The sequence below is a fragment of the Serratia nevei genome, assembly GCF_037948395.1.
GTDB classification, from domain to species: Bacteria; Pseudomonadota; Gammaproteobacteria; order Enterobacterales; family Enterobacteriaceae; genus Serratia; species Serratia nevei.
In genome coordinates, this window is record NZ_CP149940.1 from 225,425 (window position 1) to 242,278 (window position 16,854).

Sequence of the window (16,854 nt, forward strand, 5' to 3'; positions counted from 1 at the left end):
GGAAGAACGGCAACTAAACTTGGCGGGATGCCGCGATTTGAAGTGGTGACGCGGTCATCCCAAGATAGACACAGCTAAACGCGTTCGAAGACGGTGGCGATGCCCTGGCCCAGGCCGATGCACATGGTCGCCAGGCCGAACTGCGCGTCGCGACGTTCCATGTTGTTCAACAGGGTGGTCGAGATGCGGGAGCCTGAACACCCCAGCGGGTGGCCGAGCGCGATGGCGCCGCCGTTCAGGTTGATCTTGTCGTCGATGCTGTCCATCAGCCCCAGATCCTTGATGCACGGCAGCGACTGGGCGGCGAACGCCTCGTTCAGCTCGAACAGATCGATGTCCTGCACGCTCAGACCGGCGCGTTTCAGCGCCAGCTTGCTGGCCGGCACCGGGCCGTAACCCATGATGGAAGGATCGCAGCCGACGACCGCCATCGAGCGGATGCGGGCGCGGGCCTTCAAACCGAGCGCTTTGGCGCGCGATTCGCTCATCAGCAGCATGGCGGAAGCGCCGTCCGACAGGGCGGAAGAACTGCCGGCGGTGACGGTGCCGTTGACCGGATCGAACGCCGGACGCAGGGCCGACAGGCTTTCGACGGTGGTTTCCGGGCGAATGACTTCATCGAAATCGTAACGGGTCAGCACGCCATCGGCGTCGTGGCCGTTGGTCGGTATGATCTCGTTTTTGAAGTAACCTGCCAGCGTCGCCGCATGCGCGCGCTGGTGGGAGCGGGCGGCAAACTCATCCTGCATCTGGCGGCTGATGTTGTGCATCTTGGCCAGCATTTCGGCGGTCAGCCCCATCATCCCGGCGGCTTTGGCCACGCTGCGGCTCAGCCCCGGATGGAAATCCACGCCGTGGTTCATCGGCACATGACCCATGTGTTCCACGCCGCCGATCAGGCTGACGTGCGCGTCGCCGACCATGATGGCGCGCGCCGCGTCGTGCAGCGCCTGCATCGAAGAGCCGCACAGGCGGTTGACGGTCACCGCCGGCACGCGGTGCGGGATCTCGGCCAGCAGCGCGGCGTTGCGGGCGATGTTGAAGCCTTGCTCCAGCGTCTGCTGCACGCAGCCCCAGTAAATGTCATCGATCTCGGCGGCATCCAGCGCCGGGTTGCGGCTCAGCACTTCACGCATCAGGTGAGCGGAGAGATCTTCGGCGCGCACCTGGCGGAAGGCGCCGCCCTTGGAGCGGCCCATCGGCGTGCGTACGGCATCAACAATAACTACGTTTTCCATCTTTATGACCTCATGCCGGTTGGCGGGTAGCGACGTCGGACAGCGGTGTCGCCACCGGGTAGTAGCTTTCATTGCGTTCGGCCTTGGCGCGCAGACCGGCCGGCACCTGATACAGGGCGCCGAGGTGTGCGTAGCGCTGGGCCAGCTCAACATAGTTGGCGGTGCCGAGCGTATCCAGGTAGCGGAACGCGCCGCCGTGGAACGGAGGGAAGCCAATGCCGTAGACCAGCGCCATATCGGCTTCCGCCGGGCTGGCGACGATCTTCTCTTCCAGGCAGCGAACCACTTCGTTGATCATCGGGATCATCATGCGCGCGATGATTTCTTCGTCGCTGATGGTCTGGCGCGGTTGGCTCACTTCGGCCAGCAGCGCGTCGGTCTGCTCGTCGTTGTCCTTGCGCGGTTTGCCTTTGCTGTCCTGGCTGTAGCGGTAGAAGCCCAATTGATTTTTCTGACCGAAGCGCTGGTTGTCGAACATCACGTCAATGGCGTCGCGATAGTCTTTGCTCATGCGATCCGGGAAGCCGGCGGCCATTACCGCCTGCGCGTGGTGCGCGGTGTCGATGCCCACGACGTCGAGCAGGTAGGCCGGGCCCATCGGCCAGCCGAACTGTTTTTCCATCACTTTATCAATCTGACGGAAGTCGGCGCCGTCGCGCAGCAGCAGGCTGAAGCCGGCGAAATACGGGAACAGCACGCGGTTGACGAAGAAGCCCGGGCAGTCGTTCACCACGATTGGCGTTTTGCCCATGCGGCTGGCGTAGGCCACCACTTTGGCGATGGTGTCATCGCTGGTCTGTTCGCCGCGGATGATTTCAACCAGCGGCATGCGGTGTACCGGGTTAAAGAAGTGCATGCCGCAGAAGTTTTGCGGGCGCTTCAGCGATTTTGCCAGGTGATTAATCGGAATGGTCGAGGTGTTCGACGCCAGAACGGTGTCCTCAGCGATCAGGTTTTCCACTTCCGACAGCACGGCGGCTTTGACCTTCGGATTCTCGACGACCGCTTCAACGATCACCTGTGCGCGCTCGATGCCGGCGTAGTCCAGCGTCGGCTGAATGGTCGACAGCACCTGCGCCATTTTCAGGCCATCCAGCTTGCCGCGCTCCAGCTGCTTATTGAGCAGCTTGGCCGCTTCGCTCATGCCCAGCGTCAGCGGCTTGTCGCTGATGTCTTTCATGATCACCGGCACGCCTTTCAGCGCCGATTGGTAGGCGATGCCGCCGCCCATGATGCCGGCGCCCAGCACCGCCGCCTGTTTCGGCGCATCCACATTCTTGGCCAGCTTTTTCGCCTGGCCCTTCACGAACTGATCGTTAAGGAAGATGCCGACCAGCGCTCGCGCTTCGTTGGAACGCGCCAACGGCACGAAGCTGGCGGTTTCCAGTTTCAGCGCTTCATCGCGGCCCAGCTTGGCGGCGGCTTCAATGGTTTTCACCGCGGTCATCGGCGCCGGGTAATGTTTCCCGGCGGTCTGCAGCACCATGCCTTTGGCGGTGGTGAAGCTCATCGCGGCTTCAATCGGGCTGAGCTTCAGCGGCTCCAGCTTAGGTTGACGCGCGGCGCGCCAGTCCAGCTTGCCGTCGATCGCCTGTTGCAGCATTTTCAGCGCCGCTTCGGCCAGTTTTTCCGGTGCCACTACCGCATCCACCAGACCGACTTTCAACGCGTCTTTGGCGCTGACGTCTTTGCCGGCGGCGATGATTTCCAGCGCGCTGTCGTTACCCAGCAGGCGCGGCAGGCGGACGGAACCGCCGAAGCCCGGCATGATGCCCAATTTGGTTTCCGGCAGGCCGATGCGCGCGTCCGGTGAGGCGACGCGGAAATCGGTCGCCAGAATGCATTCGCAACCGCCGCCGAGCGCATAGCCGTTAATGGCCGAAATGGTCGGCACCGGCAAATCTTCCAGCCGGTTAAAGACGTTGTTGGCGAACACCAGCCACTCTTGCAGCTTTTCAGCCGGTGCGGCGAACAGAGAAAGGAATTCGGTGATATCGGCGCCGACGATAAACGCGGCTTTGGAGGAGCGCAGCAGCAGCCCCTTCAGCTCAGGCTGGTTTTCCAGCACGGTGAGCGCTTCGCCCAGGCTGGCGACGGTGCGGGTGTCCAGCTTGTTGACCGAGCCCGGTGCGTTGAACACCAGCTCGGCGATGCCGTTATCGAGCCAGTGCAGTTGTAATGTTTCGCCTTGGTAGAGCATGTCTATCTCCTGAATCAGCGTATGATCTGGTATGACCAGATGATGAGGAGTGTGGTTTTTATGTTAAAAATATGCAAATGAGAGATTGCATATTTGCTGGTCGGATCACATCTCGCCAAGTTAGTTTTTTGATTTAAAACGAAGTTATATTTTATGTGCTATCGGCATTTGCTGGAGTCTGTCGGCCCTCATACACTTGCCTGCAGCGATTTAGCATTCAGACGAGGTAAGGCATGACTAAGGCGGCTTGTGTCAAACGCAGCGGCTTATGGAGTATTCCCGCCAGAACCATGACGCTGGCGTGTCTGTTGGTATTTATGGCGCAGATGGCGACGACCGTGTACCTGCCTTCGCTGCCGACGGTGATGCGCGAGTTGGCAATGAGCCGGCGCGCCACCGAGCTGTCCATTTCGATCTTCGTCATCGGCGCTGCCTTGCCGGTGCTGTTCTGGGGCGCGGCTGCCGATCGCTTTGGCCGCCGAGCGCCGCTGACGCTTTCCCTGCTGCTTTTCATTGGCTGCAGCGGGCTGTTGGCGCTGTGTAGCAACGGCGCCCAGCTGCTGGTGCTGCGCGCGCTGCAGGGTGTGGGCGCCGGTGGCGCGGCGATCATTGCACGCATCATCGTGCGGGATAACTGGAGCGGTGACGAGTTGGCGCGGCGGCTGTCGGTGCTCTCTATCGCTTTTATCACCGCGCTGGGCGGCGGTCAGTTCGTCGGCGGCCTGCTCAGCCAATATTCGCACTGGCAGATGGGCTTCGTCTTGATGGGTGCCACCGGTTTGGCCATTCTGGCGCTGATGGCGACGCTGCCACTGGAGGCGGGCCGCGATCGCGGGCCTCGCCCGGCGATGACGGCTACCTACTTCGCCATCCTGCAGCGGCCGGGATTTTTTTGGCCGGCCTGCGTCGGCGGGCTGGGTTTCGCCACCACGGTGACGTTGCAGGAGGTGAGCCCGTTCGTCATGCAACAGGGTTTTGGTCTCAACGTCACGGCGTTCGGCGCGCTGGGCTTGGTGATCGGCATCGCCTACTTTAGCGGCGCGTTGACGGTGAACCGTACGGTGGCGCGCGTCGGCGGGAAAAAACTGATGCAAACCGGCAGCGGCATCGTGGCCCTGGCGACGGTGGCGATCCTGATATTGTGGTGGAGCGGCATTCTGGCCGGCCTTTCCGGTATGGCGCTGTTCATCGCGCTGTATTGCCTGACTATTTTTGGCCAGGCGGTGTTGTTTCCCAACAGCATGGCGATGGCGGTCAGCGACGCCAAAGAGTACGGTGCCTATGCGATGGCACTGTGTGGCTTTCTGCAGCAGTGTCTGGCGGGCGTCGCCGCGGCCGGCGCGGTGTTGTTGGAGCACCATGGCCTGTGGGCGCTGGCGATAGCGGTGCTCGGCCTGGCCGGTTGGCTAATGGTTAAACTGCGGATGTAACGGCATTTGCAGGGAATTGCGAGCTGCTCCGCATGCCCAACGCGATGAGGTTGGTGCGTCGGAGCGCTGTGTTAAGATGGCTTCTTTCGTGCTAAGGCATAAGGGTACTGTGATGGAAACGCTGGCTTCTTTGTATAACGACCACCTGGCAGAGCTGCAAAAACGCGCGCGCGAAGTGCTGGAGCGCAACAAGTTGGATGCGCTGCTGATTCACTCCGGAGAACTGCAAAAGGTATTTTTGGACGACCATAGCTATCCGTTCAAAGTGAACGCGCATTTCAAAGCCTGGGTGCCGGTGACGTCGGTGCCGAACTGCTGGTTGTGGATCGACGGTGTCAACAAGCCGAAGCTGTGGTTCTACTCCCCGGTTGACTACTGGCACAGCGTAGAGCCGCTGCCGGAGAGTTTCTGGACCAAATCCCTTGAATTGATGCCGCTGGCCAACGCCGACGCCATCGCCCAGCAGCTTCCGCCGCAGCGCGAGCGCGTGGGCTATATCGGTTATGCGCAACAGCGCGCCCGCGATCTCGGCATCCCTTCCGAGAACATCAACCCGAAAGCGGTGTTGAACTACCTGGATTTCCACCGTTCGATCAAAACCGGCTATGAGCTGGCCTGCATGCGCGAAGCGCAGAAGACGGCGGTAACCGGCCATCGTGCGGCGCATGAGGCCTTCCTCTCCGGCATGAGCGAGTTCGACATCAACCTGGCCTACCTGACGGCGACCGGCCACCGCGATACCGACGTGCCTTACGACAACATCGTGGCGCTGAACGAACACGCTTCGGTACTGCACTACACCAAGCTGGATCATCAGCCGCCGGCCGAATCCCTGAGTTTTCTGATCGACGCCGGCGCGGAATATAACGGCTACGCCGCCGATCTGACCCGCACCTACGCGGCGCAAAGCGGCAGCGAGTTCGCCCACCTGGTGAAAGATCTCAACGGTGAGCAGCTGGCGTTGATCGACACCATCAAAACCGGCGTGCGTTATACCGACTACCATGTGCAGATGCACCAGCGCATCGCCAAGCTGCTCAAGAATCACAAGTTGGTGAACGGCCTCAGCGAAGAGGCGATGGTTGAAACGGGTATCACTACGCCGTTCCTGCCGCACGGGCTGGGCCACCCGCTGGGCCTGCAGGTGCACGACGCCGCCGGCTTTATGCAGGACGAGCAAGGCACCCATCTGGCGGCGCCGTCCAAGTATCCGTTCCTGCGCTGCACTCGCGTGTTGCAGCCGGGCATGGTGTTGACCATCGAGCCGGGTCTGTACTTCATCGACTCTCTGTTGGCGCCGTGGCGCAGCGGTGAGTTCAAGCAGCACTTCGCCTGGGATCGCATCGATGCGCTGAAGCCATACGGCGGCATCCGCATCGAAGACAACATCGTGATCCACGAAAAGCGCATCGAGAACATGACGCGCGATCTGAACCTGGCCTGATGCGGCCGTACCCGATACCGGCGGAAGCAACCTGCTTTACCGAAGAAATAAAGAAGAGCCGTTTTATCACCCTGCTGGCGCCGACCAGCGGGGTAGAGGCGGCAAAGGCGTTTATTCAGCAGGTGCGGGATGAGCACCCAACGGCGCGGCACCATTGTTGGGCATTCGTCGCCGGCAGCCCCGATGACTCGCAGCAGCTGGGATTCTCCGACGACGGAGAACCGTCGGGCACCGCCGGCAAACCGATCCTCGCGCAGCTGATGGGCAGCGGTATCGGCGAAGTGACCGCCGTGGTCGTTCGTTACTATGGCGGCGTCAAGCTGGGCACCGGCGGGCTGGTGAAAGCCTATGGCAACGGTGTTCAACAGGCGTTGAAGCAGTTGGCGTTGGCACAAAAGGTGCCGGAAGCAGAATATATCTTGCAGTGCGACTATGCGCAGTTGGCGCTGGTGGAGAACTTGCTGCAGCAAACCGCAGGTCGGATCCTGCAGGGCGAATACGGCGCCGCCGTCGTGCTGCATCTGGCCTTGCCGGCCACCGAGGTCGAGCTGTTTGGAAATAAATTGCGTGATCTCAGTCGCGGTAATTTGCAATTAACCCCCATTTCGCAATAATTCCTCCCAATTGAATTGCTAAGGATCGTGCTGAAATGCATTTTCGCGCCATAACCCGTATCGTTGGTCTGCTGGTCATCCTGTTCTCCGGGACGATGTTTATTCCCGGCCTGGTGGCATTGATTTACCGCGATGGGGCGGGGCGTGCGTTCAGCCAAACCTTCTTCGTGGCGCTGACCATCGGTCTGATGCTGTGGTGGCCGAACCGCAAACAGAAACACGAGCTGAAGCCCCGAGAAGGCTTTCTGATCGTCGTGCTGTTCTGGACCGTGCTGGGCAGCGTGGGGGCATTGCCGTTCCTGTTTTCGGAACGGCCTAACCTGTCGCTGACCGACGCCTTCTTTGAATCCTTCTCGGGATTGACGACCACCGGTGCGACGACGCTGGTGGGATTGGACTCGCTGCCGAAGGCCATTCTGTTCTATCGCCAGATGCTGCAATGGATGGGCGGCATGGGGATCATCGTATTGGCGGTGGCGATACTGCCGATACTCGGCGTCGGCGGCATGCAGCTGTATCGGGCGGAAATGCCCGGGCCGCTGAAAGACAACAAGATGCGTCCACGCATCGCCGAAACCGCCAAAACCCTGTGGCTAATCTATGTATTGCTGACCGTCGCCTGTGCGCTGGCGCTCTGGGGGGCTGGGATGTCGGTGTTCGACGCCATCGGCCACAGTTTCTCGACCATTGCCATCGGCGGTTTTTCTACCCACGACGCCAGTATCGGTTATTACGCCAGTCCGACCATCAACACCATCATCGCCGTGTTCCTGCTGATTTCAGGCTGTAACTACGGCTTGCACTTCGCTTTGCTAAGCGGTCGCAGTCTGAAGGTGTATGGGCGCGATCCTGAATTCCGCATGTTCATCTTCGTCCAGTTGACGCTGGTGGTGGTATGCACGTTGGTGCTCTGGGGGCATGGCGTCTATAAGAGCGGTATGGAAACGCTCAATCAGGCGTTCTTCCAGGTGGTATCGATGGCGACCACGGCCGGTTTTACGACCGACAGCATCGCCAAGTGGCCGCTGTTTCTGCCTATGTTGTTGCTGTGCTCGGCGTTCATCGGCGGTTGCGCCGGCTCGACCGGCGGTGGCCTGAAGGTGATCCGTATCCTGCTTCTGTACCTGCAGGGATCGCGCGAGTTGAAAAGGTTGGTGCACCCCAACGCGGTCTATACCATCAAATTGGGCAACCGCGCGCTGCCGGAACGCATCCTGGAGGCGGTATGGGGATTCTTCTCTGCCTATGCGCTGGTGTTTATCGTCAGCATGCTGGCGATCATTGCCACCGGTGTTGACGACTTTTCCGCGTTCGCCGCAGTGACGGCAACGCTCAATAACCTCGGCCCCGGCTTGGGCGTAGTGGCGGATAACTTCACCACGATGCCGGCGGCGGCCAAGTGGATCCTGGTGGTGACGATGCTGTTCGGGCGCCTGGAAGTGTTCACATTGCTGGTGCTGTTCACGCCAACCTTCTGGCGTGAGTGAGCCTGATATAAGGAGTACGCCATGAAGGCATTGATACTTTATTCGAGCCGTGACGGGCAAACACGCGCTATCGCTTCTTATATAGCAAGCAAGCTGCAGGACACGCTGCGTTGTGAGGTGCTCGATCTGCTGCAGGCGCAACAGGTCGATCTTAGCCAGTATCAGCAGGTGATGATCGGCGCTTCTATCCGTTACGGGCACTTTAATCCGGCGCTGGATAAATTCGTCAAGCGTCATGCCGAGCAACTGAATCGAATGCCGAGCGCGTTCTTTGCCGTGAACCTGACCGCGCGTAAACCGGAAAAGCGCTCGCCGCAAACCAACGCTTATACCCGCAAGTTCCTGCTGGCCTCGCCGTGGCAGCCAAAACAGTGCGCGGTGTTTGCCGGCGCATTGCGTTATCCGCGCTATCGCTGGTTCGACCGCATCATGATTCAATTTATTATGCGTATGACGGGCGGTGAAACGGATACCAGTAAGGAAGTGGAGTACACCGATTGGCAGCAGGTCGACCGTTTCGCCCAGGAATTTAGCCAGATCCAGTACGAAAAGTGACAAAAATGCGGGTTTGGCCAGCGTTTTGCCGAAAAAACCCGCGCTTGAAAAGTTTTTTGCAATTAGGGGTTGCGGCCCGCCGAGAACTCCCTATAATGCGCCTCCACTGACCGGGAACAACGACTGACAAGCCGCCGGGTCAGCGAGAAGAAAGCGAAATAAACGCTTGACTCTCCGGGTGAAAAGCGTAATATACGCAGCCCGCGCCGATGAGTTTCTCGGCACTGCTCTTTAACAATTTATCAGACAATCTGTGTGGGCACTCCACAAGACGATATCCAGCATCTTCGGATGCAAAAAAATATCAAGTCTTGAAGAGTGACTAACTGAAGTAAAATTCATGCAGTAAATCTTTGAGCATCGCTTCTCGAGTGGAAGCAAATCAAGCTTTTAATTGAAGAGTTTGATCATGGCTCAGATTGAACGCTGGCGGCAGGCTTAACACATGCAAGTCGAGCGGTAGCACAAGAGAGCTTGCTCTCTGGGTGACGAGCGGCGGACGGGTGAGTAATGTCTGGGAAACTGCCTGATGGAGGGGGATAACTACTGGAAACGGTAGCTAATACCGCATAACGTCGCAAGACCAAAGAGGGGGACCTTCGGGCCTCTTGCCATCAGATGTGCCCAGATGGGATTAGCTAGTAGGTGGGGTAATGGCTCACCTAGGCGACGATCCCTAGCTGGTCTGAGAGGATGACCAGCCACACTGGAACTGAGACACGGTCCAGACTCCTACGGGAGGCAGCAGTGGGGAATATTGCACAATGGGCGCAAGCCTGATGCAGCCATGCCGCGTGTGTGAAGAAGGCCTTCGGGTTGTAAAGCACTTTCAGCGAGGAGGAAGGTGGTGAGCTTAATACGTTCATCAATTGACGTTACTCGCAGAAGAAGCACCGGCTAACTCCGTGCCAGCAGCCGCGGTAATACGGAGGGTGCAAGCGTTAATCGGAATTACTGGGCGTAAAGCGCACGCAGGCGGTTTGTTAAGTCAGATGTGAAATCCCCGGGCTCAACCTGGGAACTGCATTTGAAACTGGCAAGCTAGAGTCTCGTAGAGGGGGGTAGAATTCCAGGTGTAGCGGTGAAATGCGTAGAGATCTGGAGGAATACCGGTGGCGAAGGCGGCCCCCTGGACGAAGACTGACGCTCAGGTGCGAAAGCGTGGGGAGCAAACAGGATTAGATACCCTGGTAGTCCACGCTGTAAACGATGTCGATTTGGAGGTTGTGCCCTTGAGGCGTGGCTTCCGGAGCTAACGCGTTAAATCGACCGCCTGGGGAGTACGGCCGCAAGGTTAAAACTCAAATGAATTGACGGGGGCCCGCACAAGCGGTGGAGCATGTGGTTTAATTCGATGCAACGCGAAGAACCTTACCTACTCTTGACATCCAGAGAACTTTCCAGAGATGGATTGGTGCCTTCGGGAACTCTGAGACAGGTGCTGCATGGCTGTCGTCAGCTCGTGTTGTGAAATGTTGGGTTAAGTCCCGCAACGAGCGCAACCCTTATCCTTTGTTGCCAGCGGTTCGGCCGGGAACTCAAAGGAGACTGCCAGTGATAAACTGGAGGAAGGTGGGGATGACGTCAAGTCATCATGGCCCTTACGAGTAGGGCTACACACGTGCTACAATGGCATATACAAAGAGAAGCGACCTCGCGAGAGCAAGCGGACCTCATAAAGTATGTCGTAGTCCGGATTGGAGTCTGCAACTCGACTCCATGAAGTCGGAATCGCTAGTAATCGTAGATCAGAATGCTACGGTGAATACGTTCCCGGGCCTTGTACACACCGCCCGTCACACCATGGGAGTGGGTTGCAAAAGAAGTAGGTAGCTTAACCTTCGGGAGGGCGCTTACCACTTTGTGATTCATGACTGGGGTGAAGTCGTAACAAGGTAACCGTAGGGGAACCTGCGGTTGGATCACCTCCTTACCTAAAGATATTAGTTCGAGTGGCGTGCTCACACAGATTGTCTGATGAAAAAGTAACGAGCAAAGCGCTACCTGTTGATGCCATGAGTTATTCATGCTGATACGAACCGATTAAGTTATTCAGTTTAATCGGATTTTCGTGTCCCCATCGTCTAGAGGCCTAGGACACTGCCCTTTCACGGCTGTAACAGGGGTTCGAATCCCCTTGGGGACGCCATTCCGATAATGAGTGAAAGACATTATCACCGGTTAGCGATAACCGAAAAAATCTTAAAGATGACTTGCGAGTCATGTTTAAGATATTGCTCTTTAACAATCTGGAACAAGCTGAAAATTGAAACATGACGGCTGAAATTTATCCCTCCGTAGATGTACTGGGATAAAGAGTAACCTGTCATAGAGTCTCTCAAATGTTTGCAGCAAGAACGATGGAAACATCTTCGGGTTGTGAGGTTAAGTGACTAAGCGTACACGGTGGATGCCTAGGCAGTCAGAGGCGATGAAGGGCGTGCTAATCTGCGAAAAGCGTCGGTAAGGTGATATGAACCGTTATAACCGGCGATACCCGAATGGGGAAACCCAGTGTGTTTCGACACACTATCATGTCATGAATACATAGTGGCATGAGGCGAACCGGGGGAACTGAAACATCTAAGTACCCCGAGGAAAAGAAATCAACCGAGATTCCCCCAGTAGCGGCGAGCGAACGGGGAGGAGCCCAGAACCTGAATCGGCTTGTGTGTTAGTGGAAGCGTCTGGAAAGTCGCGCAGCAAAGGGTGATAGCCCCGTACACTAAAATGCACAGGTCGTGAGTTCGATGAGTAGGGCGGGACACGTGACATCCTGTCTGAATATGGGGGGACCATCCTCCAAGGCTAAATACTCCTGACTGACCGATAGTGAACCAGTACCGTGAGGGAAAGGCGAAAAGAACCCCGGCGAGGGGAGTGAAATAGAACCTGAAACCGTGTACGTACAAGCAGTGGGAGCACCTTCGTGGTGTGACTGCGTACCTTTTGTATAATGGGTCAGCGACTTATATTTTGTAGCAAGGTTAACCGTATAGGGGAGCCGTAGGGAAACCGAGTCTTAACTGGGCGATTAGTTGCAAGGTATAGACCCGAAACCCGGTGATCTAGCCATGGGCAGGTTGAAGGTTGGGTAACACTAACTGGAGGACCGAACCGACTAATGTTGAAAAATTAGCGGATGACTTGTGGCTGGGGGTGAAAGGCCAATCAAACCGGGAGATAGCTGGTTCTCCCCGAAAGCTATTTAGGTAGCGCCTCGTGAACTCATCTTCGGGGGTAGAGCACTGTTTCGGCTAGGGGGCCATCCCGGCTTACCAAACCGATGCAAACTCCGAATACCGAAGAATGTTATCACGGGAGACACACGGCGGGTGCTAACGTCCGTCGTGAAGAGGGAAACAACCCAGACCGCCAGCTAAGGTCCCAAAGTCATGGTTAAGTGGGAAACGATGTGGGAAGGCATAGACAGCCAGGATGTTGGCTTAGAAGCAGCCATCATTTAAAGAAAGCGTAATAGCTCACTGGTCGAGTCGGCCTGCGCGGAAGATGTAACGGGGCTAAACCATGCACCGAAGCTGCGGCAGCGACGCTTAGCGTTGTTGGGTAGGGGAGCGTTCTGTAAGCCGTTGAAGGTGGCCTGTGAGGGTTGCTGGAGGTATCAGAAGTGCGAATGCTGACATAAGTAACGATAAAGCGGGTGAAAAGCCCGCTCGCCGGAAGACCAAGGGTTCCTGTCCAACGTTAATCGGGGCAGGGTGAGTCGACCCCTAAGGCGAGGCTGAAAAGCGTAGTCGATGGGAAACAGGTTAATATTCCTGTACTTGGTGTTACTGCGAAGGGGGGACGGAGAAGGCTAGGCTAGCCGGGCGACGGTTGTCCCGGTTTAAGCGTGTAGGGGGTGTGACCTGGTAAATCCGGTTGCATACTAACCCTGAGGCGTGATGACGATGCACTACGGTGCAGAAGTAGTTGATGCCCTGCTTCCAGGAAAAGCCTCTAAGCTCTAGGTAACATTAAATCGTACCCCAAACCGACACAGGTGGTCAGGTAGAGAATACCAAGGCGCTTGAGAGAACTCGGGTGAAGGAACTAGGCAAAATGGTGCCGTAACTTCGGGAGAAGGCACGCTGGCATGTAGGTGAAGTCCTTCGCGGATGGAGCTGAAGCCAGTCGAAGATACCAGCTGGCTGCAACTGTTTAATAAAAACACAGCACTGTGCAAACACGAAAGTGGACGTATACGGTGTGACGCCTGCCCGGTGCTGGAAGGTTAATTGATGGGGTCAGCCGCAAGGCGAAGCTCTTGATCGAAGCCCCAGTAAACGGCGGCCGTAACTATAACGGTCCTAAGGTAGCGAAATTCCTTGTCGGGTAAGTTCCGACCTGCACGAATGGCGTAATGATGGCCAGGCTGTCTCCACCCGAGACTCAGTGAAATTGAACTCGCTGTGAAGATGCAGTGTACCCGCGGCAAGACGGAAAGACCCCGTGAACCTTTACTATAGCTTGACACTGAACATTGAGCCTTGATGTGTAGGATAGGTGGGAGGCTTTGAAGCGTGGACGCCAGTCTGCGTGGAGCCATCCTTGAAATACCACCCTTTAATGTTTGATGTTCTAACTCGGCCCCATAATCTGGGGTGAGGACAGTGTCTGGTGGGTAGTTTGACTGGGGCGGTCTCCTCCCAAAGAGTAACGGAGGAGCACGAAGGTTAGCTAATCACGGTCGGACATCGTGAGGTTAGTGCAAAGGCATAAGCTAGCTTGACTGCGAGAGTGACGGCTCGAGCAGGTACGAAAGTAGGTCTTAGTGATCCGGTGGTTCTGAATGGAAGGGCCATCGCTCAACGGATAAAAGGTACTCCGGGGATAACAGGCTGATACCGCCCAAGAGTTCATATCGACGGCGGTGTTTGGCACCTCGATGTCGGCTCATCACATCCTGGGGCTGAAGTAGGTCCCAAGGGTATGGCTGTTCGCCATTTAAAGTGGTACGCGAGCTGGGTTTAGAACGTCGTGAGACAGTTCGGTCCCTATCTGCCGTGGGCGTTGGAAGATTGAGAGGGGTTGCTCCTAGTACGAGAGGACCGGAGTGAACGCACCACTGGTGTTCGGGTTGTCATGCCAATGGCATTGCCCGGTAGCTAAGTGCGGAAAAGATAAGCGCTGAAAGCATCTAAGCGCGAAACTTGCCTCAAGATGAGTCTTCCCTGGGCCTTTAAGGCCCCTGAAGGAACGTTTAAGACTAAGACGTTGATAGGCTGGGTGTGTAAGTGCAGCGATGCATTGAGCTAACCAGTACTAATGATCCGTGAGGCTTAACCTTACAACACCGAAGGTGTTTTGGTGAGACCAAGACAATATTCAGCTTGTTTACAGATTGGTTCTGATGGCGACACGAGAGTGGCGCGGTTGGAATGAAACAGAATTTGCCTGGCGGCAATAGCGCGGTGGTCCCACCTGACCCCATGCCGAACTCAGAAGTGAAACGCCGTAGCGCCGATGGTAGTGTGGGGTCTCCCCATGCGAGAGTAGGACACTGCCAGGCATCAAACAAAGCCGAAAGCCCTGAACATCAGTTCAGGGCTTTTTGCTATGCGTGAAATAAATATCCTGACTGTATCTATTACTTTGAAAAATACCTTTTTGGCATATGTAGCTTAGTCTTATAAGGAAGCATAATGTTTTTTGTCGGGGAAATAGCCAGATCAATATATAATTGATAGCTTTAGATTATTATTTAAATAATAAAAATGCCTATTTATTAAGATGTTGATGAGAATTATCCGGTTATATCAAAGATAAATCTTAATTCTCCAGTGTATTATTCGATAAATTTCACGTTAATTAAAACAAATATTAGCCAGACGCCTCGAATCGAGTAGACTAGGCGAAAGATTATTTCCGTATAGGTACTGAACGTTATGTCTACTGAAAGCGCGTCTTTAAAAAACCACAATACGTTTGCGCTCCCGGTCAACGCAGCGCACCTGATCATAGCCGATAGAATTGAGCAGATGCTCAAGGTTTGGCAACAAACGCGCAAGCGTCAGGAGCCGCTGCTGATTCTCGGTGAAGGTAGCAACGTGCTGTTCCTGGAGGATTTTTCGGGCACGGTCATGGTCAATCAGCTAAAGGGTATCGACGTCCGGGAAGATAACGATGCCTGGCATCTCCACGTCAGCTCCGGTGAGAATTGGCATGATCTGGTGCAATATACGCTGCAGGCCGGGATCTGCGGTCTGGAGAACCTGGCGTTGATTCCTGGATTGGCTGGCTCCGCGCCTATTCAGAACATCGGCGCCTACGGCGTCGAATTGAAAGACGTTTGCGAGTATGTCGACCTGCTGGATTTCTCTACCGGCGCTATCGATCGCATTCCGGCTGCCGAATGTGGTTTCGGCTACCGGGAAAGTATTTTCAAACACCGTTTCCAAACCGGACATGTCATTGTCGGGCTGGGTTTACGCCTCAACAAACAGTGGCAACCCAAATTGAGCTACGGCGATCTTGCTAAGCTGGATCCCGCTACGGTGACGCCGCTTCAGGTATTTGAATCCGTATGCGCCATGCGCCGCAGCAAGCTGCCCGATCCGCGTGAAACCGGCAATGCCGGCAGCTTCTTCAAGAATCCGCTGGTGAACGCAGAGAAAGCCGCAGAACTCATCGCCAAATATCCTGGCATACCGCATTATCCGCAGCAGGATGGCCAGGTGAAGCTGGCCGCCGGCTGGCTTATCGACCAATGCGAGCTGAAAGGATATCGTCTCGGTGGTGCTGCGGTACACCGCCAGCAGGCGCTGGTGCTGGTGAACATCGACAACGCCCACAGCCAGGATGTGGTGGCGCTGGCGCGCCATGTACGCAAGACGGTGGCCGATAAATTTGGCGTCTGGCTGGAGCCTGAGGTGCGTTTTATTGGCGCGACCGGTGAGCTGAATGCCGTGGCGGTGCTGTCATGAAAGATACCAAGGTTCCGTTAAAACTGATCGCGCTGCTGGCCGACGGCGAATTCCATTCCGGGGAACACCTCGGTGAGTCACTCGGCATGAGCCGTGCTGCGATCAATAAGCATATTCAAACCATTCGCGAGTGGGGGCTGGATGTTTTTACCGTGCCTGGCAAAGGTTACAGCCTGCCTGGTGCCATCCAGCTGTTGGAAGCTGAGCGTATCCTCAGCCTGCTGGAAGACAAGCGTGTAAGCGTGTTGCCGGTGGTCGATTCCACCAACCAATACTTGCTGGACCGCATCGCCGAATTGCACTCCGGTGACGCCTGCGTCGCTGAATACCAACAGGCGGGGCGTGGGCGCCGCGGGCGGCAGTGGATCTCGCCATTCGGCGCTAATTTATACCTGTCGATGTTCTGGCGCTTGGAGCAAGGCCCGGCGGCGGCAATGGGGCTTAGCCTGGTGATCGGGATGGTGATGGCGGAAGTTCTGCAGCGTCTCGGTGCGGCAGACGTGCGCGTTAAGTGGCCTAACGATCTTTATCTGAACGATCGTAAACTGGCGGGGATCCTGGTCGAACTGACGGGAAAAACCGGCGATGCGGCTCAACTGGTCATCGGTGCCGGCATTAACCTGGCGATGCGGGATACCAACGCCAGCGCCATTACCCAGGGCTGGATTAACCTGCAGGAAGCGGGAATTCAGATCGATCGCAATGAGCTGGCTGCAACCCTGCTCAATGAGCTGCGTCAGTCGTTGAAACAGTTTGAGATAGACGGACTGGCGCCATTTATCGGTCGCTGGCGTACCCTGGATAACTTTATCGACAGACCGGTCAAGCTCCTGATTGGCGAGCGGCAGATTGTGGGCATCGCCCGAGGTATCGATTCGCAGGGGGCGCTACTACTGGAACAAGACGGAGAGATAAAACCCTTCATCGGCGGGGAGATATCACTGCGCAGTGCGGAATAGT

General features: G+C 56.5%; 9 protein-coding genes, 1 tRNA gene and 3 rRNA genes. 11 read left to right on the plus strand and 2 right to left on the minus strand.

Annotated features, from left to right (window positions below):
* Positions 1-74 precede the first annotated feature (74 nt).
* Both fadA and fadB read right to left on the minus strand, forming a co-directional pair.
* Complete coding sequence (gene fadA, locus V8N38_RS01045) at positions 75-1,238, minus strand: acetyl-CoA C-acyltransferase FadA (protein WP_025304928.1); 1,164 nt, start codon at positions 1,236-1,238, stop codon at positions 75-77.
* 10 nt (positions 1,239-1,248) lie between these two features.
* Positions 1,249-3,438 (minus strand): fatty acid oxidation complex subunit alpha FadB, encoded by a 2,190-nt coding sequence (gene fadB / locus V8N38_RS01050; RefSeq protein ID WP_147840564.1) that lies wholly within the window; start codon positions 3,436-3,438, stop codon positions 1,249-1,251.
* A 233-nt stretch (positions 3,439-3,671) separates the two neighbouring features.
* Between fadB and V8N38_RS01055 the strand changes: the two genes are divergently transcribed.
* The 11 genes from V8N38_RS01055 to birA all read left to right on the plus strand — a co-directional run bounded on the left by V8N38_RS01055 (position 3,672) and on the right by birA (position 16,853).
* The gene (locus V8N38_RS01055) at positions 3,672-4,868 is read left to right on the plus strand and encodes an MFS transporter (RefSeq protein WP_180548014.1); all 1,197 of its coding nucleotides are present in this window, start codon (positions 3,672-3,674) and stop codon (positions 4,866-4,868) included.
* Positions 4,869-4,980: 112 nt separating this feature from the next.
* A complete protein-coding gene (gene pepQ / locus V8N38_RS01060) occupies positions 4,981-6,312 on the plus strand; it encodes a Xaa-Pro dipeptidase (RefSeq protein WP_070915666.1) in 1,332 nt (443 codons plus the stop codon).
* Positions 6,312-6,926, plus strand: a complete 615-nt coding sequence (locus tag V8N38_RS01065; RefSeq protein ID WP_084826254.1) for an IMPACT family protein — start codon at positions 6,312-6,314, stop codon at positions 6,924-6,926. The genes pepQ and V8N38_RS01065 overlap by 1 nt, the downstream gene beginning before the upstream one ends.
* A 35-nt stretch (positions 6,927-6,961) precedes the next feature.
* Positions 6,962-8,413 carry a Trk system potassium transporter TrkH gene (gene trkH / locus V8N38_RS01070; protein WP_004934492.1) on the plus strand — a complete coding sequence of 484 codons (1,452 nt, stop codon included), beginning with the start codon at positions 6,962-6,964 and terminating at the stop codon, positions 8,411-8,413.
* 21 nt (positions 8,414-8,434) lie between these two features.
* Positions 8,435-8,968, plus strand: coding sequence for a menaquinone-dependent protoporphyrinogen IX dehydrogenase (gene hemG / locus V8N38_RS01075; RefSeq protein ID WP_147840565.1), 534 nt, complete (start codon positions 8,435-8,437; stop codon positions 8,966-8,968).
* 391 nt (positions 8,969-9,359) lie between these two features.
* Positions 9,360-10,901 (plus strand): 16S ribosomal RNA (locus tag V8N38_RS01080).
* Positions 10,902-11,041: 140 nt separating this feature from the next.
* A tRNA-Glu gene (locus tag V8N38_RS01085) sits at positions 11,042-11,117 on the plus strand.
* Between the two features lie 234 nt (positions 11,118-11,351).
* Positions 11,352-14,258 (plus strand): 23S ribosomal RNA (locus V8N38_RS01090).
* A gap of 106 nt (positions 14,259-14,364) precedes the next feature.
* A 5S ribosomal RNA gene (rrf, locus tag V8N38_RS01095) occupies positions 14,365-14,480 on the plus strand.
* The 16S, 23S and 5S rRNA genes sit together here with 1 tRNA gene alongside, the layout of an rRNA operon.
* 376 nt (positions 14,481-14,856) lie before the next feature.
* Complete coding sequence (gene murB, locus V8N38_RS01100) at positions 14,857-15,894, plus strand: UDP-N-acetylmuramate dehydrogenase (protein WP_084826986.1); 1,038 nt, start codon at positions 14,857-14,859, stop codon at positions 15,892-15,894.
* Positions 15,891-16,853: a bifunctional biotin--[acetyl-CoA-carboxylase] ligase/biotin operon repressor BirA gene (gene birA, locus V8N38_RS01105; protein WP_033636716.1), complete on the plus strand. Its 963-nt coding sequence runs from the start codon at positions 15,891-15,893 to the stop codon at positions 16,851-16,853. The genes murB and birA overlap by 4 nt, the downstream gene beginning before the upstream one ends.
* Position 16,854: the final 1 nt, after the last annotated feature.